The sequence below is a fragment of the Streptomyces sp. NPDC003034 genome, from assembly GCF_053591375.1.
The window spans coordinates 100,670-122,421 of sequence record NZ_JBSFTS010000006.1 but is presented as its reverse complement, the minus strand read 5'-3'; the positions used below and the strand labels follow the sequence as shown (position 1 = coordinate 122,421).

At 73.1% G+C, this 21,752-nt stretch carries 15 protein-coding genes and 1 pseudogene; 6 read left to right on the top strand and 10 right to left on the bottom strand.

All coding sequences use genetic code 11. The annotated features are described in order from the left end of the window. Positions 1-213: 213 nt before the first annotated feature. Positions 214-1,155, bottom strand: coding sequence for a LysR family transcriptional regulator (locus ACWDX7_RS09730; protein ID WP_451490805.1), 942 nt, complete (start codon positions 1,153-1,155; stop codon positions 214-216). Between the two features lie 182 nt (positions 1,156-1,337). Here ACWDX7_RS09730 and ACWDX7_RS09725 point away from each other — a divergent pair, with 182 nt between their 5' ends. Next, the gene (locus ACWDX7_RS09725) at positions 1,338-1,868 is read left to right on the top strand and encodes a DUF6817 domain-containing protein (protein WP_451490806.1); all 531 of its coding nucleotides are present in this window, start codon (positions 1,338-1,340) and stop codon (positions 1,866-1,868) included. 161 nt (positions 1,869-2,029) lie between these two features. On the opposite strand, the gene ACWDX7_RS09720 is transcribed toward ACWDX7_RS09725, so the two are convergent. From ACWDX7_RS09720 to ACWDX7_RS09690, 7 genes and pseudogenes are all read right to left on the bottom strand, one after another. After that, complete coding sequence (locus tag ACWDX7_RS09720) at positions 2,030-5,281, bottom strand: TIM-barrel domain-containing protein (protein WP_451490807.1); 3,252 nt, start codon at positions 5,279-5,281, stop codon at positions 2,030-2,032. Positions 5,282-5,632: 351 nt separating this feature from the next. Continuing rightward, positions 5,633-7,319 (bottom strand): annotated as a pseudogene (gene abc-f / locus ACWDX7_RS09715) (ribosomal protection-like ABC-F family protein). A 198-nt stretch (positions 7,320-7,517) separates the two neighbouring features. After that, positions 7,518-8,813, bottom strand: a complete 1,296-nt coding sequence (locus tag ACWDX7_RS09710) for a TerD family protein (RefSeq protein ID WP_451490911.1) — start codon at positions 8,811-8,813, stop codon at positions 7,518-7,520. A 157-nt stretch (positions 8,814-8,970) separates the two neighbouring features. Further along, positions 8,971-9,192, bottom strand: a complete 222-nt coding sequence (locus tag ACWDX7_RS09705; RefSeq protein ID WP_451490808.1) for a hypothetical protein — start codon at positions 9,190-9,192, stop codon at positions 8,971-8,973. Positions 9,193-9,405: 213 nt separating this feature from the next. Beyond that, a complete protein-coding gene (locus tag ACWDX7_RS09700; protein ID WP_451490809.1) occupies positions 9,406-11,199 on the bottom strand; it encodes an ABC transporter permease/substrate binding protein in 1,794 nt (597 codons plus the stop codon). Then, positions 11,199-12,251: a quaternary amine ABC transporter ATP-binding protein gene (locus tag ACWDX7_RS09695; RefSeq protein ID WP_451490810.1), complete on the bottom strand. Its 1,053-nt coding sequence runs from the start codon at positions 12,249-12,251 to the stop codon at positions 11,199-11,201. The genes ACWDX7_RS09700 and ACWDX7_RS09695 overlap by 1 nt, the downstream gene beginning before the upstream one ends. A 263-nt stretch (positions 12,252-12,514) precedes the next feature. After that, positions 12,515-13,471 (bottom strand): SigB/SigF/SigG family RNA polymerase sigma factor, encoded by a 957-nt coding sequence (locus ACWDX7_RS09690; protein ID WP_451490811.1) that lies wholly within the window; start codon positions 13,469-13,471, stop codon positions 12,515-12,517. Between the two features lie 118 nt (positions 13,472-13,589). Here ACWDX7_RS09690 and ACWDX7_RS09685 point away from each other — a divergent pair, with 118 nt between their 5' ends. Continuing rightward, positions 13,590-14,087 carry a winged helix-turn-helix domain-containing protein gene (locus tag ACWDX7_RS09685; protein ID WP_451750142.1) on the top strand — a complete coding sequence of 166 codons (498 nt, stop codon included), beginning with the start codon at positions 13,590-13,592 and terminating at the stop codon, positions 14,085-14,087. Between the two features lie 103 nt (positions 14,088-14,190). Here the strand turns inward: ACWDX7_RS09685 and ACWDX7_RS09680 are convergent, their stop codons facing one another. Together ACWDX7_RS09680 and ACWDX7_RS09675 are read right to left on the bottom strand one after the other, a co-directional pair. Continuing rightward, positions 14,191-14,979 (bottom strand): GntR family transcriptional regulator, encoded by a 789-nt coding sequence (locus ACWDX7_RS09680; RefSeq protein ID WP_451490813.1) that lies wholly within the window; start codon positions 14,977-14,979, stop codon positions 14,191-14,193. Positions 14,980-15,165: 186 nt separating this feature from the next. Further along, positions 15,166-16,716, bottom strand: a complete 1,551-nt coding sequence (locus ACWDX7_RS09675; protein ID WP_451490814.1) for an IucA/IucC family protein — start codon at positions 16,714-16,716, stop codon at positions 15,166-15,168. 93 nt (positions 16,717-16,809) lie between these two features. On the opposite strand from ACWDX7_RS09675, the gene ACWDX7_RS09670 reads away from it, so the two are divergent. The 4 genes from ACWDX7_RS09670 (at position 16,810) to ACWDX7_RS09655 (ending at position 21,744) form a co-directional block, all read left to right on the top strand. After that, complete coding sequence (locus ACWDX7_RS09670; protein ID WP_451490912.1) at positions 16,810-18,534, top strand: IucA/IucC family protein; 1,725 nt, start codon at positions 16,810-16,812, stop codon at positions 18,532-18,534. Positions 18,535-18,555: 21 nt separating this feature from the next. Further along, positions 18,556-19,221 carry a hypothetical protein gene (locus tag ACWDX7_RS09665; protein ID WP_451490815.1) on the top strand — a complete coding sequence of 222 codons (666 nt, stop codon included), beginning with the start codon at positions 18,556-18,558 and terminating at the stop codon, positions 19,219-19,221. A 66-nt stretch (positions 19,222-19,287) separates the two neighbouring features. After that, complete coding sequence (locus ACWDX7_RS09660) at positions 19,288-20,022, top strand: class I SAM-dependent methyltransferase (RefSeq protein ID WP_451490816.1); 735 nt, start codon at positions 19,288-19,290, stop codon at positions 20,020-20,022. Between the two features lie 204 nt (positions 20,023-20,226). Further along, the gene (locus ACWDX7_RS09655) at positions 20,227-21,744 is read left to right on the top strand and encodes an FAD-binding oxidoreductase (protein WP_451490817.1); all 1,518 of its coding nucleotides are present in this window, start codon (positions 20,227-20,229) and stop codon (positions 21,742-21,744) included. Positions 21,745-21,752: the final 8 nt, after the last annotated feature.

The following is a 21,752-nucleotide window of genomic DNA, read 5'->3' as shown; positions in this document are numbered from 1 at the left end:
GCGAAAGACGCGCGTGGACAGTCTGAGCCCGCGTCCGGCACGGGACTCGGGGGCTAGGTCTTTCGGATCTTGCCGGGCCCGCGTTGCCCGGCACCGCACCTCCCTGCGTTGTCGGGGCTTCCAAGTACGTCCAGTACGAGGCAAGCTCCTCCGCCTTGGGATGCACGGCACCGGGCAACGCGGGCTCGGCCGACAAGATCCGAAAGACACGCCCTAGAGGTCGGGGTCTGGTTCGCGGCCTGGGGCAGCCCGCCGGCCGGCGGCGCGCGCCGTGCAGCTGCGGGCGACCTCGTCGGCGAAGGCACGCGCCGGCGGGGCGAGGGCGGTCCAGCGGCGGACCGCCCAGCCGACCGCGAGGGGCGGCAGGGCTGGGATGGGGACGAGGCGCAACGGGCCCTCGGTGCCGGGAACCCGCCAGCCGGGCAGGGCCGGCAGGACGGCGTGGCCCACGCCCAGTTCGGCGAGCAGCAGCGCGGTGTCCCAGTCCGCCACGCTGGTGTCGGAGCGCACGCGCAGGCCGGATTCCGCGAAGGCGGCGTCGAGGTGGGCACGTGAGGCGGAGTGCTCCGGCAGCCGGATGTGGCGGATTCCGGCGAGGTCGGCCGGCTCGATGCGGGTCCGGGCGGCGAGGGGGTCGCCGGCGCCCACGGCGAGCACCCAGGGCAGTTCCATCACGGGGCGCTGCTCGATGCCGCGCACCGGGCCGCCGATGGTGATCCAGGCCAGGTCGAGGTCGTCGGCGGCGAGGGCGTCGAAGCAGCTGCGGCTGGAGTTCTCGGTCTGGAATTCCAGGCTCACCCCGGGGTGGCTGCGGCGGAAGGTGACGACGGCCTCGGACATGAAGTGCCGGACGGTCGTGGCGCCCGTGGTGACGCGTACCGATCCGCCGGCTCCCCGTACGAGGTCGTCCAGGCGGCGCAGGGCGCCGTCGAGGCCGGCGATCCCTTCGGCGGCGGCCGCCTGGAGGATGCGGCCGGCCTCGGTGGGGACCACTCCGCGTGCGTGGCGCACCAGGAGGCCGGCGCCGGTCCGCTTCTCCAGTCTGCGGATGTGCTGGCTGACGGCCGACTGGGTACGGCCCAGCTCGCGGGCGACGGCGCTGAGGCTGCCGGCGCGGCAGACGGCCACGAACACGCGGAGATCGTCGAGAGTCATGAGCCCCAAGCTATTGCTTGGATCTGCGGACGAGATCTGTGGATTGACTTGGGATTCCGGGTGGATCAAGCTCGGTGCAGGGCCCGGGCGGCAACCCGTCCCCGCCTTCGCGCCACGGGGTCCGGACCCCGGGCACGGGCGGGGACGGGTGCCGACCCACCAACACGATCAGGGGGCACGTCGTGTCGGATCGCGCCGTCGCATGGCTGCGGGAGCTCGGTGCGGAGGATCTCGCCCACCCTGGCGGGACCCTCCTCGCGCACCTGGAGCGCGTACAGCACCTGCTCACGTCGTGGGGTGCGCGGCCGGCGCTCCGGCGGGCGGGGCTGTGCCACGCCTTCTACGGTACGGACGGATTTCCCAGCGCCCTGCTGCCGCTCGCCCGGCGGGCCGAGCTGGCTGCCGTGATCGGCGAGGAGGCCGAGCGGATCGTGTACCTGTACGCCGCCTGCGACCGGGCGGCTTCGTATCCGACGCTCGCCTGCGAGGAGGCGGCCTTCCGGGACCGGTTCACCGGCCGTGTCCACTCCCCCGCCGTCGGGTCGCGGCGGGACTTCGCCGAGCTGTCGGCGGCCAACGAGCTCGACCTCGCGCGGATCGATCCCGGTTTCCGTCAGGCGTCGGGAGCCGGACTCCTGGCTCTGTTCGGGCGGTTTCGGGGGCTGCTGAGCGAGCCGGCCTGGCGGGAGTGCCAGGCCGTGCTCGGCGGCTAGGCCCTGCCCGGCCGATCTCCGCGGGCCCGCGCTGCCTGGCACGGCACCTCCCTGCGTTGTCGGAGCGCGCGAGTACGGCAACGTACGAGCTGCGCCCCTCCGCCTTGCGATGCACCGCACCAGACAACGCGGTCTGACCACGAAGATCGCCCCGACAGGACCTAGAAGGTGAAGGTCCAGCGTTGGGCGGGGCCTGTGTCGCAGGCGCTTCGGGTGAGTCCCGTGCCGTTGGCGGTGGCGGAGCCGGCCGGGGTCAGGCATTGGCCGCCCGTGCGTAGGGTGCTTTCCGGGCCCGCCTGCCAGCTCTGGCCGGCGCTGCCGTCGCAGGTCTGGATCGTCACGCGGGAGGATTTCGCACCGTCCAGGCAGACGCCCGCGAGGCCGGTGAGGCGGCCGTCGGCGCGCAGGGTCCACCGCTGGTTGGGGCCGCCGTGACAGGTGTAGAGGGTGGGTTCGGTGCCTGGTGCGGTGGCGCTGTGCGGGAGGTCGAGGCAGGTCGCGGAGGCCGCGTTGACGAGTGTGGCGTCGGCCGGGAAGGGAGCGGCCCGGCCGGTGAGTGTGATCTCGGCGGCGCTGGTCCAGGGACCGCGACCGCCGGCTTCGGTCAGCGCTTTGAGGCGCAGGTAGCGGCCGGCCTTCGGGGGCAGGGAGACGTTCTTGACGGCCGCCGTGTCGGCGAAGGTGCCGCTGGCGACGGGCGCCCCCCAGTCGGTGGTCGTGTCGGACACGTAGATTTCGTAGCCGCCGATCCGGCCGTTCGCGCCCCCGTCCTGGCGGGGCAGATAGCCGAGGCCGTCCACGCTGTGGCGGGCGCCGAGGTCGATGCTGACCTCGTGCGGGAGCGCGGCCGGCCGGCCCGAGGACCAGGCAGTGTGCCACAGCGTGGCCGGGTTCCCGTCGAAGGCGTTGCGCGCGGCGCCGTTCTCAGCGGCCGTCTCCTGGCTGTCGGCGGAGACCAGGGACCAGGCGGACTGTGCGATCGGGGCGGAGGACGGCAGCGCTTCGGCCGACGGGATCGTGACGCCGGTGGCCGAGACGCTGAACGCCCCGGACTTCGGACCCGTCTTGATCCACAGGATCCCCTTGCGGTCCGAGGCGTCGAAGTACCAGCCCGAGGTGGCCGCGTCGTAGGCCTCCTTGGAGGTCAGGCGGGCCAGGGCGGCGCCGTCCGCGGTGAGGGTGGCCGGGGCGGAGGTGACATGGAGGCTGAACTCGTAGCCCCGCGACGCCGGTTTGCCGGTGTAGTCGCCGGTGGGGGCGCCGACGGAGAGGCCGACCGTGCCGGAGCCGGCCGTGGGGGCGGTGACGTCGACCCGCTGGCGGGCGTACGCGCCGCTCTGGTGGGCGCGGGTGAGGCCGTCGTCCTCGTAGAGGTGGAAGGAGGAGTCGCCGCGCGGGTGGATGTCGTAGGTGAGGGTGGAGACGGGCTTCTCGCCGGTGTGGTTCATCTGCGGCCACATCGGCACGATCGCGCCGCCCTTGACGAAGAGGGGCAGGGTGTCGAGGGGCGCGTGGTAGCCGTTCAGCCAGCCCGGGCCCGCGTACGTCCGGCCCGTCCAGTAGTCGGTCCAGGTCCCGGCGGGGAGGTAGACGCCGTCCCGGACGGAGGTGTCGGAGACGACGGGTGCGACGAGGAAGGAGTCACCGGCCATGAACTGGCCGCTGGTCAGGTTCCCGCGTGCCACCGGATCGTGCGGATACTCCAGGACCATCGCCCGGGTGCTGGGGACACCGGTCTCGTGGGCGACGCGGCTCATCGTGTAGAGGTAGGGCATCAGCCGCATTTTGAGCTGGAGGTACTTGCGGTTGATGGAGAGGTACGGCTCGGCGAAACGCCAGGGCTGCTTGTCGTGGTAGCCCGCCGTGGGCCCCGTCGCGCCCCAGCCCGACATGGTCATGAAGGCGGGGGTGAAGGCCTTCCACTGGAGGTCGCGGGTGTACGTCTTGGGGCTGCCGCCGAAGATGCCGTCGATGTCGCCGGCCGCGTAGTTGAGGGCGGACAGGCCGGCGCCGGTGATCGCGGGCACGTGCCAGCGCATGTCGTCCCAGGTGCCGTAGGTGTCGCCGGTCCAGACGACCGCGTTGCGCTGGGTGCCGGCCCAGCCGTCGACCGTCCAGACGTAGCGCCGGGCGTCGGAGTTCTTCTCGATCCCGTCGACGGCCTGCCGGACGCCGTCGAAGGCGTACTTGTAGCCGCTGCCGATCCATGCCACGTCCGTCTTCACACCCCGGGTGCCGGCCGTGCCCACCTCGTCGGCGATGTTGCCGAGGCCGGTGGAGGTCCACAGTCCGGTCTGAAACCCCTTCGCCTTCAGCGCGTCGACCGTCGACTTGAGGGGGGTGGTGTAGCCGCAGCCGTAGCCGTCGTTGGGCAGGAACCAGCCCGACGGCATGTCGGCGGCGCGGGCGTCGGCCGCGTAGCCGACGACGTCCGGGGTGGTCTGGTGCCGCGGGCGGTTGTGATCGCCCTGGTAGTCGGGGTTGGAGGCATTGAAGCAGTCGGCGTTGCCGAGTTCGAAGCCCCACATGGGCGCCAGGAAGGGCTTGCCGCTGACGTCGGTGTACGCGTCGAGCACGGCCTTCGGCGAATCCCCGGTGAAGTACCAGGCGTCGAAGCGGCTCTCGTCGTGGGTGAAGGTGCTGGGCGCGTGGAAGCCGTAGCTGCCGGGCGCCCACGTGTTGCGCATGACCCCGTAGCCGTTGGTGGACATGTAGAAGGGGGCCGGGCTGGCGTTGTCGTTCTCACGCCACTTGTTGTCGACGGCGACCGGGACGGTCTTGTCCCGCAAAGCCCATTCCCCGAGGCGCAGGCCGGTGCCGTAGAACTGCTCGTCCGCGCCACGGGCCAGGTACTGGGTGGTGCGGTTGCCGGTCCAGCTGGTGGGCTGGGTCTCCTGCCAGACGAGGGTGGTGTTGTCGGCGCGGTAGACCGAGAACTGGAGGGGCGCCTTGTTGACGCGGATGGACAGGGCGCCGGTGGTGATGCGGTAGTAGCCGCCGGCGTCGGAGTACGTGGTGGCCACCGAGCCGAAGTCGGTGGTGGGGGCGAGGTCGGAGCCGGCCGGGTCGTGGGTGAAGGTTCCGTCGGGCGAGAGCCAGAGGCGGAAGATGTCGGCGCGGGCGACCACCACGCGGGCCTTGGCGCCGCTGGATGCCGTGACGGTGAAGGTGTTCCCGGACTGGGCGAAGCCGGTGACGCTGCCGGCGGTGGCCGCCGCCCCGGACGGGGACGAGGGGGACGAGGTGGCGGAGGGGGCGGAGGGAGCCACTGCGGCGGCGGATGAGGCGACCGGCCCGGCGGCGGCCAGGCCTGCGACGGCGAGGGCGCCGGCGAGGAGGGCGGCGGCCGGTACGCGGCGCCGGCCGGTCCCCGCCGGTCGGGCTGGGCTCCTGCGGATGCTGGGCAGTCTCATGGGGCAGCTCCTCGTGCGGTCCGGATCACGGACACACCGCTTTGGCATGCACCCGGCAAGATAGCGCTCCGGCACGGCTCTTTGAAGGAAGTTGCTCGAAGTCGCCGCCTCTCGCGCATCTTCGCGCACATGCGGCCCTGCGTACGGGAACGGCGACGGCGGCGCTCGTGCGGTACGGCGTGGCACTCCCCCCTCCCGCCGGGCCCGCCACGGCGCGCATCGGCGCGCCACCGGAGTGCCCGCATCAGGCAGTCGGCACGTTGGCGATGATGTCCGACGCGTGCGGGCGCTCCGGAGGACCGCGCCCCCGGGCGGCGCTCGTGCTTCCTCCCGGTGTATCGAACCGGGGGGTCAGCGCCTTCGGCCACCGTGGAGTTCCAGCCGCTCCCCCGGGAAGCGCTCGCGGAAGCCACGGTCGTGGGAGACCGCGACCACCGCTCCCGGGTACGCGGCGAGCGCCGCCTCCAGGTCCTCGACCAGGTCGAGCGCGAGGTGGTTCGTCGGCTCGTCCAGTACGAGAAGATCCGCCGGCCGGGTCACCAGGCTCGCGATCTGCAACCGCCGCTGCTGCCCCACGGACAGCGCGGCGACCGGGACGCGCAGGTCCTCCTCGCGGAACAGGCCCAGCGCCAGCAGCTGTTCGGCGTGCTCCTCCGGCAGTCCGGGACGGCCGGCCGCGAAGGCGGCGAGCAGCGGGAGCCCCGGAGAGCGCGCGGGTAGCTCCTGCGCCAGGTATCCGATGCGGGCCGGGCGGCGTACCGCGCCCGCATCGGGCTCCGGGTCGCCCGCCAGGACGCGCAGCAAAGTCGTTTTGCCCGCCCCGTTCTCGCCCGTGACCAGCAGGCGCTGCCCGGGCGCGATCGCCAGTACCCCGTCGAGCCGCAGCCGCTCGCCGACCGCTACGCCGTCGAGCTCGGCGATGGGGCCTCCGCCGTACGAGTCAAGCCGAGAGCTCGGGGGCAGGCAGGCCGACGGGATGCTCGCCGCCTGCCGCCGACGGCGCCGCCCTGAACCGCAGGGGCTTCGGCGGGGACGCGACCGGATCGCGTTGAAGGTGGGCCAGCCGCTCCCGGACCGCCCTCACCTGCCCGCCGAGCTTCGCCTCGTGCGAGCGGCGGTGCTTGCCGAAGCCCTGCCGCGGGTCCTTGCCGGTGGTGACCAGTCGCTGCGCGGCGGCTTCGAGCAGTTCCTCCGTACGGGCGGCCTCCTCCAGCCAGTCCGCGTATTCCTGCCCCGCGCGGCGGCGGGCGGCGGCCTTCGCCGCGCGGTAGCCGCCCCAGCCGTTGCCGTACCGGCGCACCGTGCGCGCATCGCGGTCCGTCTCCAGGATGGTGGTGGCGATGCGCTCCAGGAAGCCTCGGTCGTGGGTGACCGTGACGACGGTGCCGCGGTGCGCGCGCAGATGCTCCTCCAGCCAGCGCACGGCCGCCGCGTCGAGGTGGTTCGTCGGCTCGTCGAGGAGCAGCAACTCGGGCGCGGCGGCCAGTACGCAGGCGAGCGCGAGCCGCGACTGTTCGCCGCCGGAAAGCGAGCCGAGCGCGCGGTCGCGGGTGATCCCGGCGAGCCCGAGCCCGTGCACGGCGGCGTCGACACGGGCGTCCGCCTCATATCCGCCGCGTTCCTGATAGGCGATCAGCAGCTCCCCGTAGGCAGCGAGTTCCTCCTCCGACGCCTCGCCGAGGCGCTCCTCGGCCGCGCGCAGCCGGCGCTCCATATCGCGCAGTTCGCCGAGGGCGAGGTCGACGGCGTCCTGCACGGTGCGGTCGGGGTCGAGGTCGAGGGTCTGGGCGAGGTGCCCGGTGCCGCCGGCGAAGCTGACGGTGATCTCCCCGGCGTCCGGCGCCTCGGCCCCGGCGAGCAGCCGCAGCAGGGTGGACTTGCCGGAGCCGTTCTCGCCGATGACGGCGGCCTTCTCGCCCGGGCGGACGGTGAAGGAGACCTGGTCGAGGACGGTCCGGGTGCCGTAGGACTTGGTGACGTTCTTGACGGACAGCTGCGCCACGGCGGCGGGCGCAGCGGTACGGGCGCGTTCGCGCATGCGGCTTTCCCTGGGATGCGAGTGTCTACGGGCGGCAGAAACGGCGGCGTCGGCCGTGCCCGGACTCAGAGAAAGCGGAAGGAAGCCATGCGCCCACTATAGCGAGACGACCCGTCTCGTCTCCACTCGTACAACTCGTACGGTTCGTGATCCGCGCCGGTCCTGCCGAAGGCCCCGCCCTGGCGAGGCGACAGTCGGTCAGTCCTTGCCGGCCGGGTGCCAGGTCATGCCCCAGCCGTACGCGAGGTCCGCGGCCTGCTGCTTGAGGATGCCGGGCGGCAGCAAGAGGTACTTCGCCTCCCGCCGGACGATCAGCTCTCCGCGCACGTTCTCGATCAGCGCGATCGCGGCGACCGGCGAAGGAACGGTGCACTCGTCCAGGCGAACCTCGATCGGCGGACCGCTGGGCGGATACAGCGTGGCGACCCCGTGCAGGCCGGCGAAGCTGGACGCCCCGGTGTAGATGACCACGAACACCAGCAAGCGCTTGATCTCGGCCGCGTGGTCAAGATTGATCATGAGGTTCTCACCGGCCTCGCTGGCGCCGGTCCGGTCGTCCTGGTCCAGCCGGATGTAGGGCGGCTGGTCGAAGGAACCGAATTGGTTGTTGATGGGGTGGACGATCCCCGTCGCGCCGTTTTGGAGCTCCCACAGACAGGACAGGTCCAGGTCGACGTCCTCCAGCCGGACGGCGCCCTTCCCCTTCCTCATCCAGCCACGCGGCGGCTTGGGGACGCTCCACGAGAGATTGACCCGCATGGCTCCCGAGGTGGCCCCCTGCTTGGTCAGCGACACCGCGGGCGCTGCCTTCGTCAACGTGATCTTCGACAGCCGCACCGGCTGAGCGGGCGCGGGCGCGGGTACAGGCGCAAGCGCAGGCGCGGGTGGCGCAGGGGCCTGCGGCGAAGACGGAAGCGGCGCAGGCGGCGGGGCCTGGGGCGGGGGCGCCGCGTGCCGCACCGGCGGCGGGGAGGCGGGTTCGTCGACGGTGATACCGAAATCGGTGGCGAGCCCCGCCAGGCCGGAGGCGTATCCCTGGCCCACGGCCCGGAACTTCCAGGTGCCGTTGCGCCGGTACAGCTCCCCGAGCAGGAACGCCGTCTCCGATGTGGCGCCCGTGGCATCGAACCGCGCCGTCTCCGCGCCGCTCTCCGCATCCAGCACCCGCACGAACAGCCCGGACACCTGACCGAACGTGCCGTCGGTGGAAGCCGCGACCACCACGGTCCCGATCTCCCCTTCCACCGCGGACAGCGCCACCTCGATCGTTTCGAACGCGCCCGCGCCGCCTTGGCGCCTGCCCTCGTGACGCACGGCACCGCTGCGGTGAACCGGCTGGTTGTAGAAGACGAAGTCATCGTCCGACCGCACCTTGCCGGCCGACGTCAGCAACAGAGCCGACACGTCCACATCAGGGGTGCCCGGACCTCCTTGCCAACCGAGCTCCACCCGCACCCTGCTGCTCGCCACCGGTACGTTGGCACCCTTTTGCATGGACATGTGGCTCCCCCTCCGCGACCTTCGCCCCTCCCGAAGCGTACGAGGTTTCGGCACGCTTCCCTCCGCGAAGGCCGGGATTGCCCCTTCACCGGGGGAAGTTGCGGGGGTTTCGGCCGTCCGCGCGCACCCGGCAGCCTGCGGCTGGGCGCGGTTACCGCACCGCGGCCGGGGCGGTGACCGCCAGCACCGGCGGGGTGGGCGAGGACCACCGGTGACCGCAGGGGTCGAAGAGCAGCACCACGGCGCGCCCCGGGCGCTGACGCCAGGAGATGCGTTCCGGCGCGCCCGCGCAGACCGGACAGCAGGGCAGCGGACCCGGTTCCGGCGGGCGCTCGGGGGCGGCCGCGAGCGGCGTGGAGTGCGGATCGCGCATGGAGGCTCCCTGCTCGTGCGGTTGGGCTCACCGCACTGTGCCACGGACCGGCCCCGGTCCGCACGGGCCGATCATCCAGGGTTCTGGCTGGTCAGAGGTGCGGTCACCAGAAGCATTCCGGTCTTCTTACGGGCACTTGGTGACCAACCGGCAGAGAGCCATCCGGTGGGCGCGGTACCTGGAGGGTTCCCGCGCCCGCCGGCGCCTCGGAGGTCAGGACAGTTGGTCGATCTCCGGGTTCTGCGCCAGCCAGGCGCGCACGGCTTCCTGCTCCTTGCCCTTGCCGGTCTGCTGGATCTTCGCCTCCAGGCTCGTCAGCTGCTCCTCGGTGAGCTTGAAGGAGCGCAGCCACTCGGCGACTTCGGGCTCGTCCGCCGCGAAGCCCTTGCGGGCCAGGGTGTGGATGCCGTCACCCGCGCCCCAGACGCCCTTCGGGTCCTCCAGCTTGGTCAGCTCGTAGGTGGAGTAAGCCCAGTGCGGCGACCACAGCACCACGACCACGGGCTCCTGCTTGTCGTAGGCCCGCTTGAGCTCCGCGAGCATGCCGGGGGTGGAGCCGTCGACGACCTGGTACTCGGCGTCCAGGCCGTACTCCTTGAGGACCTTGTCCTTCAGGATCGACATGACGCCGGCGCTCGGCTCGATGCCGATGATCCGGCCCTTGAACTGCCCCGACTTGCCCTTGAGGTCGGCGAGGGAGCGCACGTCCTTCACGTACGAGGGGACGGACAGCTCCAGCGAGGTGGGGCCGTACCAGGAGCCGAGGTCCTCCAGCTTGTTCCCGTACTTCTCCCAGTACTGGGCGTGCGTGACCGGCAGCCAGGCGTCGGTCTGGAAGTCGAGCTGGCCGCCGGCCAGGCCGGTGTACAGCGCGCCGGCCTCCAGCTGGCGGGCGTCGACCTTGAAGCCGCGCCGCTCCAGCAGCTCCTTCCAGAGGAAGGTGGAGGCGATGCCCTCGTCCCAGGGGATGTAGCCGAGGGACACGGTGCGGCCCTTGCCGATGTTCGCGGCGCCCGACGGGGCGTCGTCGCGGGCGGCGCCCCCGAAGGTGGCCAGGCCGCCCGCGACGAGGGCGAGTACGACGGCTCCGGTGACGGCGAGGGCGGGCTGCGGGCGGTGGTTCCACAGCTTGGTGGCGCCGGTCGCGGCGGCCCGCGTCTTGGCCAGCGCGCGCCGGCCGAGCGGGGACACCTGCCGGCCGAGCGCCCCGGTCATCCGGTCCAGGTACATGGCGAGGATGACGATGGAGACGCCCGCCTCGAAGCCGAGGCCGATGTCGACGTTTCCGATGGCGCGGTAGACGGCGCCGCCGAGGCCTCCGCCGCCGACCATGCCGGCGATGACGACCATGGACAGGCCGAGCATGATGACCTGGTTGATGCCCGCCATGATGGTGGGCAGCGCCAGCGGCAGCTGGACGCGGAAGAGGGTGTCGCGCGGGGTGGTGCCGAAGGCGTCGGCGGCCTCGACCAGTTCCCCGTCCACCTGGCGGATGCCGAGCTCGGTCATCCGTACGCCCGGCGGCAGCGAGAAGATGATGGTCGCGATGATGCCGGGCACGACGCCCACACCGAAGAAGATGATGCCCGGGATGAGGTAGACCATGGCCGGCATGGTCTGCATGAAGTCCAGTACGGGCCGCAGCACGGCGCTGACGCGGTCGGAGCGCGAGGCCCAGATGCCGAGCGGCACCGCGAACAGCAGGGTGACCAGCGTGGCCACCAGGACCAGCGACAGGGTGGACATGGCGTCGGCCCACAGGTCGACGGAGTCGACGAGCGCGAAACCGGCGAAGGCCAGCAGACCTGCCAGCAGGCCGCGCAGCCACCAGGCCGCGACGGCGAGGATGCCCGCGAACAGCAGCGGGGCGGGGGCGGACAGGACGGCGTCGATGCCGTCGTAGAGGCCGGTCACCAGCGAGCTGATCGCGTCGAACAGCCAGGACAGGTGGCGCTGGAGGAAGTCGACTCCGCTGTCGACCCAGGCTCCGAGAGTCAGGCGCGGCATCAGGCTGCCACCTCCGCGCAGGCCACCGGCGGCCGCTGTTCGTCTCCGATGAAGGCGACGATCCGGTCCTGGGCGACGGTTCCCACGACTTCACCGTCCCGGCCGGTGACGGCGACCGCGTGCGGGACGCGGGCGCTGACGGCGCAGAGGTCGGCGAGCGGGGTGTCCGCGGTGACGGTGGGGCAGGCGCAGGCGTCCGCGTCGGCGTGCGGCTCGTCCATGACGGCGTCGGCCGTGAGCACGCGCGAGCGGTCGACGTCCTGGATGAAGGAGGCGACGTAATCGTCGGCGGGGCGGGTGAGGATGTCCTCGGCGGTGCCCTGCTGGACGATGCGGCCGTCGCGCATGACGGCTATGCCGTCGCCGAGGCGCATGGCCTCGTTGAGGTCGTGGGTGATGAACACGATGGTCTTCTTGAGCCGTCGCTGGAGTTCCAGCAGCTGATCCTGCATGTCCCGGCGGATCAGCGGGTCCAGCGCGCTGAAGGACTCGTCCATCAGCAGCAGGTCGGCGTCCGTGGCCAGGGCGCGGGCGAGGCCGACGCGCTGCTGCATGCCGCCGGACAGCTCGTCGGGCCAGGACTTCTCCCACCCTGACAGCCCGCACAGCGCCAGGGCCTCGGCGGCGCGCTCCTCGCGCTCGGCCCGGGGGACGCCCTGGACGGCCAGCCCGTAGGCAGCGTTCTCCAGGACGTTGCGGTGCGGGAAGAGCGCGAAGTGCTGGAAGACCATGCTGATCTTCTTGGACCGTACGCGGCGCAGCTCGCGCGGGCTCAGCGCGGTGAGGTCCTCACCGTCGAACAGGATCCGGCCCGAGGTGGGTTCCAGCAATCCGTTGAGCATGCGCAGGAGCGTCGACTTGCCGGAGCCCGACAGGCCCATGACGACGAAGATCTGGCCGGGATCGACGCGGAAGGACGCGTCGATGACCGCGGCAGTCGTACCGCCTGCGCGCAGCTCGTCGCGGCCGGTGCCGCTCTTGAGTGCGCGGACGGCGTCGCCGGGACGCCTTCCGAACACCTTGTACACGTGATCGGCTTGGAGCGTGGACACAAACACCTCGTGGGTCGAACGGGTGCGGCGCGCCCGGACGGGCCGGCGGGCCGCGGAGCGGGACGGGATCTGCCCGCATGCGCCTGACCCTCCGGGTGTCCGCCCGGAGGGTCAGGGTCCGCTCCAGCTGCAACGATGCCCTGCCTTCGCCACAGCAAACGTTGAGGTGACCCACCTCACGCACCAGGCGCCCCGTCGAGGCCCGCCGCAAAGGGGTGCGCGGCGCCCGGTGTGACCGACCCGACAACGACTGCGGGCGGTCTTCAGCGCTGGCCCGGGGCGGTCCGAGCGGCACCCTCGGGCTCCGCGGGGTCCTCCAGCATGGAGGAGCGCAGGTGAGCGAGGAGCCGGCTCAGCAAGCGGGAAACTTGCATTTGCGAGATACCGAGGGCCGCGCCGATCTGGGCCTGGGTGAGCTCCTCGCCGAAGCGCATCTGCAGCATCCGGCGCTCGCGGTCGGTGAGCTGCTCCAGCAGCGGAGCCAGGGTCTGGATGTCCTCGACCATCTCCATGGCCGGCTCCTCCTCGCCCATGACGTCGGCGAGCGTGTGCGCCTCGGCCGGACCGTCGCCGTGTTCGGCGTGCGGGGCGTCCAGGGAGCCGCTGGTGTGGCCGTTGGCCGCGACCAGCCCGTCGATGATCTCCTCCTCCGAGAGGGAGAGGTGTTCGGCGAGGTCCGCCACGGTGGGCGAACGGTCGAGCGCGGCGGTCAGCTCCTCCTTCGCCTTGGCGATGTCGATGCGCAGCTCCTGGAGCCGGCGCGGGACGCGGACGGCCCAGGAGGTGTCGCGGAAGTGCCGCTTGATCTCGCCTGTGATGTACGGCATGGCGAGGGTGGAGAACTCGTTCTCGCGGGCCGGATCGAAGCGGTCGATGGCCTTGATCAGTCCTATCGTGCCGACCTGCACGATGTCTTCGATGTCACCGCCGTCGCCGCGGCTGCGGAAGCGGCGCACCGCGTACTGGACGAGCGAGGCGTTCATCTCGATGAGGGTGTTGCGGACGTACTGGTACTCCGGGGTGCCCTCCTCCAGTTCGTGCAGTCGCTGGAAGAAGACCTTCGAAAGTTCCCTCGCGTCCGCGGGGGCCACCTCACGGGGCTCGTCGATCCGCGGGACACCCGCGATCTGCGCGGCTTGGGCGCGCCGACTCGGCGGGGGCACCACCGCGGGGGCGGTGGTGGCGGTGGCGGCGTTGGACAACGGGGCAGGGACCGGCATGGGGTTCGCTCCTTGGGCTGCTCGGCTTGCGGCGCGGGACCTTGACTGCGGTAGATGTTGGCCCTCTTCTGGTCATACGTCAAGCAATACGTGAAATACGTTTCGCGTCTTGCATCACATGAATCGAATGCCGCATCATGAGTGCATGGGGAGTATGTCGCGACGAGAGAATTGGACATTCCTGACGAATCACGCCCGCGTTCTGGTGACCATCGCCCGGGACCCGGCCGTACGACTCAGAGATGTCGCCGAGGTCTGCGCGCTGACCGAGCGCACTGTTCAGACGATCGTCACCGACCTTGAGTCGGACGGGTACCTTCGGCGCGTCCGCGACGGGCGGCGCAACCGGTACGAGATCTCCCCGGGCGCCGTGTTCCGGCACCCGGCTGAGGCCGGAGTCCAGGTGGCGGGCCTGCTGGCCCTGCTCACCGGCGCCTCCCCGGACCCGGAGGCCCCGGCCCCGGCACCCGCCGCCGCGACGACGCCGGCCCCCGCGCCCGCCCCTGCTACGGCGCCGGCCCCCGCGCCGGCCGCGGCCCCGGCGCGGGACATGGAGGACGCCGGAGCCGCGGGCCTCCTCGGCGCCTCCTCCTTTTCGAGCGCCGCGTCCGACTAGCTCCCGCACAGGGCCTCGGCACTGCCGGGTGACGAGCATCACCCCGGGCGAACCCGCGAGGCCGGCCCGGTCGCGAGCCGGGCGACGGCGCCGGGCGGCGTCCTCACGTGACGCGGAAGCCGGAGACCGCGTTGCCCCGTTGGTCGCGGTGGAAGGTCAGGCGGTCCCAGGTGGGGAAGGCCAGGTCGGTGACGGCCAGCAGCCGGCCGGTGGCATCGTGCAGGGTGCGGCGCACGGTGAGGCCGCAGGCCGCCGAGGCGACCGGGTGGTGGGTGGTGAGGGTCATGGTGAGGGTCTCGGCGACCCTGCCCTCCACCGCGGCCCGTTCGAGCCAGCGGTGCAAAGGCCCCAGGTCCTCGTCGCGGACGGCCGCAGCCCGGTCGCGGTATCCGGCCAGCTCGGGGACCCGGGCGAGGGCGCCTGGACTGAGGTAGGTGACGGCGTGCTGGAGGGTCTCCCCCGCCGGGCCGCGTTCACGGTGGTGGTGGACCACGGTGCGCTCCCCGCCGGCCATGCCGAGGAGGCCGGCGAGCGAGGGCGGCACGGTGACCACCGTCAGCCAGCTCTGGGTGTGGGCCGCAGCGGACAGCGACGGGCGGCGCGCCGCGACCGGCTCGGCGGGCGCGGCATCGGCACAGGCCGCATCGGCGGCGACTGCCACGGACCGGGTGCCGCGTCGGCCCGTGACGATCAGGCCGTCCTCGCGCAGGTTCTGGAGCGCGGCCCTGATGGTCTGCCGGTTGACCTGGTAACGGGCGGCCAGGCTGCGTTCTGAGGGCAGCCGGCCGCCGGGGGTGTGCGCGGTACGGGTGAGTTCGTGCCGCAACGCTGCGGCGATCCGCTGGTACTTGGGCGTGGCGGCCGGGCCGCCGCCCCGCGAAGGGGAGGGCATGGCTTCTCCTCTGACGGGTGGTCAAGGACTGCGCGGTCTGCCCGACCAACCTAGCATTGGTCTATACCTCTCAGTGGGGGCTATCCGCTTCCCTGAAGCACCTTGGCCGATTCCGAACCCCCTCGCCCGAGGCCCCGCACCGCGCATCCGGCGCCGTGCGCACCCGGCAGCGCCGCCCAACCGGCCCTACGCCAGCAGGGGGTTCGGCAGGGGCAGATAGCGGGCGTCCGCACCATCCGCCCGTGTCCAGCGCAGCAGCAGATTGGTCTTGGCCGGAAGCGTCGGGCTCGCGAGCAGCTCCGCCGTCTCGGGGAGCCCGCGCGTGGCGTCGTACCTCTCGAACTCCTCCCGTACGGCCTGCCACAGGACCGGCGCGATGCCCGGATGCCGCTCGGCCAGCGCCCCCGCGATCTCGGTCAGGTGGTTGACAACCAGGCAGTAGACCAAGCGCTGCCAGGCGGCCGCACGCTCCAGCTCGGGAAGGCGTTTCACCCCCTCGCTGTCGCGGAAGAGGGCCTGTACGGGCATGCCCGAGGCGTCGACGGCGACCAGCGTGTTCTGGAGGTGGGCCTCCAGCACGATGCCGTGCCGGCCGAACAGTTCCAGCACCGGCGGCACGACATGGCGCAGGTACGCCCGCCACCAGGCGGCCGGTTCGGTGGTGCCGGCCAGGGGGCTCGCGGGGTAGCCCTCGGCGAGCGAGGCGGCCAGCAGCGGCGTGGCCCCGGGCATGACATGGGCGTGCAGGCCGTCGCGGACCAGGACGGCGAGCTCCTCGAAGGCGAAGGCGGCGGTGCGGTAGCCGCGGTCACTGAGCCAGGCGGCCCGCGAACCGGTGCGGCGCAGCGCGGCGAAGCCGGCCGTGACCGCCGCGTCGGTGCGGCGGGTCCCGAGCAGGTCGTGCCGCCACAGCCGGCGGACGTCGTTGGTGATCCGGACGTCGAGGCTGAACTTCACGAACAGGTCGGCGCCCGGCTCCGGCACGTACACGGTCCGCACGGAGGCGGTGGGCCAGACCGGCCGCCGGCCCGGGCCCAGCCGGAGCAGCCGCCCGTCGGCGAAGGCCTCGCGGATCTCGGGCCGGGCCCCGACCAGGTCGAGCTGCCAGGGGTGGGCGGGAAGCAGCCGGTAGCCGGCGGGCGGCCGGGGACCGTCGAGGGCGCCGGCGAGCGAGTCGATCGCGTGGGCCGCGCGGGGGCCGCCCTCCTCCGCGGTCTGGTCCTCGCGCAACCCCAGGAAGACCAGCGGGAAACGGGCGTGGCCCTCCGGTGCGTACGGCAGCCAGCTCGCGGCGGGTGCTCCCCCGCGCGCCTTGGGGGCGGGGTGGTGCGGATGACCCATGACCAGGGACTGTTCGGACAGGACGTACGGGTCCCTGGGGGGCGGGGTCGCGGCGCGGGCGGCCAGCAGCGCGAGAATGGCCTCGCGGCTGTCGGCGATCTCGACCGGCAGCTCGTCGTTCGACAGACCGGTGTACTGGCGCAGTTCGTCGGAGGTGAGCTTGACCAGTTCGGTGTGGGTGAGCGGATGCCAACCGTCCGCTCCGCGCAGTTCGGGGCGCACGGCGCGGCGCGCGCCGTGCACGCGGAGCAGCCGCCCGCTGCCGCGCAGCCGGTGGGTGCCCGCGCCGTGTTCCCCGGCGGGCTCGGCGGCCTCCCGCAGGAGGCAGTTCAGGAGGGGTGTGGCGGCGTACGCGTCGGCGGCGGCGTTGAAGTCCACTGGTTCCAATCGGTCCATCCCGTGCGCCGGAGGCTCGCGGGGCCTACCACCGGCCGTGACCGTCGGTTTCCGCGAGATCCGTGATGATGAGGTGATCATCATCTCGTGGCGATGTACCCGCACGCTCCCGCCCGCACACCCCGCACTCGTCCCGACGCCTCGGAGCCAGGGCCCGGCAGGCCCGTCCCCCCTCCCCCCGCATCGCCGTACCACACCCGAGAGGAAGAGACCCTGGACACCAGCGCACACCTCCCCGCCTCCCCGGCCGAAGAGGCCGTCGCCACCGAACTGTCCGCCGTACGCCCCGCACTCGGGCCCGCCTACGCCGCGGCGCTGAGCGGTGCCCGGGCGGCCGTACTCACCCGGCTGTGGCGGGCCCTGGCCTTCGAGCCGCTGCCCTGGGTGGTGCGCCGGGACGAGAGCCCGGGGGGCCTCGCCCTCCAGTTGGCCGGGGGCGCCCGCCTGGAGGGCCCGGCGGCCGATCCCTACGCGACCGGGCCGTACGTGAGCGAGCTGCTGCTCGACGGCCGGGCGTACCGGCAGGCCGCGCGCCTGATGGCGGCCCTCGACGTGCCGCACGGGGCGGAGTTCGCCGCCGAGCTGGATGGCAGTACGGCCTCCTTGGCGCTCTCCCGGGCGGGCCGGGCGGCGCAGGCGGATCGTGCGGGGCCGACGGACGCGGCGCCGCTAGCCGCCTGGGAGTGGGAGCAGCGGGTGGTCGACGGCCATCCGTACCATCCGAACTGCCGCTCCCGCCCCGGCTTCTCGGTGGCCGAGCAGCTGGCGTACGCGCCCGAGCACCGGCCGGTGGTCGAGCTGGGGCTGGTGGCCGTACGGGCCGACGCGTGCCTGGTCACCGGCGCCTGGCCGGCGCGGCTGCGGGACGGGGGCCGGATCCTGGTGCCGGTGCATCCTTGGCAGGCCGCACACGTACTGGGGCGGGAGCAGGTCCGGGCCGGTTTCGCGGCGCGCCCGCTGATGGCCCTGCGCACCCTCGCGGCAGACGGGCCCGTTGGACCGGACGAAGCACCCGCAGCCGGGCGGGGCGAGGGAGCGGGCGGAGCTCACGGGGTGCACGTCAAAACCGCGCTGAGCACCCGGCTGACCTCCTCCGTGCGGGACATCTCCGTCTACTCCGTCGAGACGGCGGCCGTCCTCTCCTCCTTCGCGCAGGCGCTCTGCGGGCGGCTCGACGGGCGGCTGCACATCACGCGCACCCTGGGCGCGGCCACCGCGGACAGCGCGGACCTGGCGGCCGTGCTGCGCGAACCGCCGGAGGTTTACGCGGACGCATCCGCGGGCGAGCGGGTCGTCCCGGTGGCGGCCCTGGCCGATTTCCCGCCGGCGCGCTCACCAGGCTGGCAGACCGCGTTCGCCCGCCTCGCGCTCTCCGTCTGCCTGCGGGCCCTGGAGCTGGGGGTGGCCCTGGAGGCCCACGGGCAGAACCTCCTCGTCGTCGTCTCCGCCACCGGCGCCCCGCTCCGGCTGGTCTACCGGGACCTCGCCGACATCCGCATCAGCCCGGCCCGGCTGGCCCGGCACGGTCTGCCGGCGCCGCCGCTGTCCGGCCGGCTGGTCACCGACGACGAGGGCGTACTGCGGCGCAAGCTCTTCGGATCCCTGCTGGCGGGCGCGCTCGGCGCCACGGCCGGGTCGGCCGGGGCCTTCGCCGACGTCCTGGCGGAGGCGATCAGCGGGATCTCCCCCACCACCGATACCGAGGCCCTGCTGACCGGGCCGCTGCCCACCAAGGCGCTCACCCTGATGCGGCTGAGTCCGGGCGTACCGGGTGACCAATGGGCGGAGCTGCCCAATCCGCTGACGATCCGCCGCTGACCGCCCCGGCTCCAGGGGCGGTTGCAACGGCGCGGCGACGTCACCGCCTCGGTCGGCTGGCTGGGCGCGGCCGCGGCCTTTCTCGCCCTCGCCGTCGCCGGGCTGACCAGCCGTGTGCCCCAGACGGTGCGGGGCTCATACCTGGCCATGGACGTGATCGGCTGGCACGTGATCGTCCCGTCCAGCATCGCCGCCCTGCTGACCGGCCTGTGCAGTCGTTCGGCACGGCGTGGGGGCTGCCGCGGCACTGATGGGTCATCGCGAAACTGTGATCACCGCGGTCGCGACCATGAAGCAACCCGAGGGTTCCGGTTCGACACGGCGGGTCGCCCCCTCCTGATCGACACCAACGGAGACAGCTGCCTCGTACCGTGCACGGCGCACACCTGCCGCCGCTGGGTCGAAGCTGCCCTCGCCTATGCCACCGCAGTGGACGACATCAGCGCCAAGCTGGTTGCCGCCAGCCATCGCGCCAGGTCCATCCCTCGGTGGAGGGTCCTCGCCGCACGCCTCGCCCTACGCAACTGGGAGAAGACCCGGCAGCGCTACGAGCGGGTCATGCAGGAGGCCAGTGAGGCCTACCAGCCGGTCCGCCGGGAGATCCGGCGAGCGATGCGGATCGAGAAGGACAAAGCTGGCGCACACGCACGGGAGACCCACCGCCGTAAGGCCGAACTCGCCGAATAATGTCCGGCCACTGATCCAGGACGCCCGGGCTGAGGCCCGGCGGTGGGCGGGCTACTGTTCAGGGGCATGACAGAGACCTCGTACCTGCATGCCGTGCCGGCGTCCTATGACGCCGTCGCCGTCGACTACGCCCGGCTGCTGGGCTCGGAACTCGCCGCCAAGCCGCTGGACCGTGCCGTCCTCGCCGCCTTCGCCGAGTACGTGCGCGGTAGGGCCGGCGGGGGTGGGGCGGTGGCCGATCTGGGCTGCGGGCCGGGGCGGGTGACGGCGCATCTGAACGGGCTCGGTGCACGGGCCTTCGGGGTCGACCTGTCCCCGGCGATGGTCGCGGTGGCCCGCCGTACCTATCCGGGGCTGCGCTTCGAGGTCGGCTCGATGGCCGCGCTGGACATCGCGGACGGCGTGCTCGGCGGGGTCCTGGCCTGGAACTCCACGGTGCACACCCCGCCCGCGGAGCTGGCGGCGGTGTTCGCGGAGTTCTCCCGCGTGCTGGCCCCCGGAGGCTGCGCACTGGTCGCGTTCAAGGCGGGCGACGAGCGGATCCGGCTGGAGCACGCGTACGGCCATCCGGTCGAACTGGACGTGTACCGCACACCGCCGGACCGGATCGCCGCCCTGCTGGCCGGTGCCGGGCTCGCCGAGGTGGCCCGCCTGCTCCGGGCACCCGGGGCGGGCGAGAGCTCCCCGCAGGGCTTCCTGCTGGCGCGCAAGGCTGAGGGCAAAGACGAGGCCGGGGACGGGGACGCGTCGTCGTCCCGTGGAGCCGGCGCGGTGGGCCTCCCGGCGGACGACCTGCTCTGACGGGTCGCGGCCCGGGCCCGGCGGGCGTCCGCCGCCGGGGTGCGGGGCCCCCGCCGGCGCCCCGCCGCCGCCCCGCCGCTAAGCGCCGTACAGATGCCCGGCCGGCGAGTGCGGCCGGCCCGCACGTGGGCCGTTCGGGCGGCGCCCGGACACGTGTGGGCCCGCCTTCGCGCCGATCCGCCCCAGCGATGGCAGGAAGGGAGGATGACCCTCCCTCGCCGCCGCCTCCTGGGATCCGCGGCCGCGGCCGCCCTCGCCTGCCTGGGCGCGGCGGCGCCCCGGGTCCCGGACTACGGAGCGCTCGCCCGCGCCATCGACGGGCGCGTCGTACTCCCCGGTGACCGCGACTACCCCGAGGCCCGGCAGCTGTTCCAGCCGCGCTACGACGCCCTCGCACCGGGCGCGGTGGCCTATCCCGCCCACGCCGGCGACGTGGCGGTCTGCCTGGACTTCGCCCGCCGCTGCGCCACCGGGGTCGTCCCGCGCGGCGGCGGCCACAGTTACGCCGGCTGGTCCACCCGCGCCGGCGGGCTCGTCGTGGACACCGGGGCCATGGCCTCGGTGGCGGTCGAGGGGGACGCGGTACGGATCGGCGCCGGAGCCCGGCTCGGCGACGTCAGTGCCTCCCTCGCCGGGCGGGGCCTGGCCGTCCCGACCGGCCTGTGCCCGTCCGTCGGCATCGCCGGGCTCACGCTCGGCGGCGGCCTGGGTCTGGCCTCGCGGGCCTACGGCGCCACCTGCGACCGGCTCACCGGCGCCCGGGTCGTCACCCCCGACGGGACCGTCCGCGAGGTCGCCGCAGACCGGGATCAGGATCTCTACTGGGCCCTGCGCGGCGGCGGGGGCGGCAACTTCGGCATCGTCACCGAGCTCCGCTTCCGGGCCCACCCGGCGGGCGACTGCGCCTTCGCCGAGCTGCACTGGCCCGGCGCCGACTCCCCGGCCGTCCTGCGCGGCTGGCAGCGCTGGCTGGGCGCACTGCCCGACCCCTTCTGGAGCCAGGCCGAGTTCGCCGTCGAGTCCGGGCACTCGGCGGCCTCCGCCCCCGCCCTCCGCGTGGTCTGCCTCGACGGACGCCGCGAACTGGAACGGCAGCTGACCCGGCTGTCCGACCTCGTCGGCAAACCAGCGCGGGACAGCTGGATCACGGTGCGCGGCTACGGGGACACCGTACGGGCGATGGCCGGCTGCCTGGAGCGGAGCGCCGCGCAGTGCCACCTGCCGGGCAGCCTGCCCGGCAGGGACCCGCGGGGGCGGCTCGGACGGTACTCGTACGCCGCCCGCTCCGACTTCTGGGCCGGAGCGGGACTGCCGGACGCGGCGGTCGGCGTCGTGCTGGAGGCCGTCCGGCGCTACGCGTCCGGCACCGCGCCCGGAGGCCTCGCGGTGGTGCAGTTCGACGGGGTCTGCGGAGGCGCCGTGAACCGGGTTCCGGTGGCCGGCACCGCCTTCGCGCACCGCGACAGCGCCTTCCTCGCCCAGTACCTCGTCCACTGGCCGAAGGCCGCTCCGGCCGCCGAGGTGGCCCGGCACCAGGGCTGGCTCGACGGACTCTGGCAGGACCTGCGCCCCTGGGCGAGCGGACGCGCCTACCAGAACTACACCGACCCGAAACTCACCGGCTGGCGCGACGCCTACTACGGGCCCAACCGCCCCCGCCTCGAAGCGGTGCGGCGCGCCTACGATCCCGACCGGCTCTTCCGCTTCCCCCAGGCCCTCTAGAGGAGCTC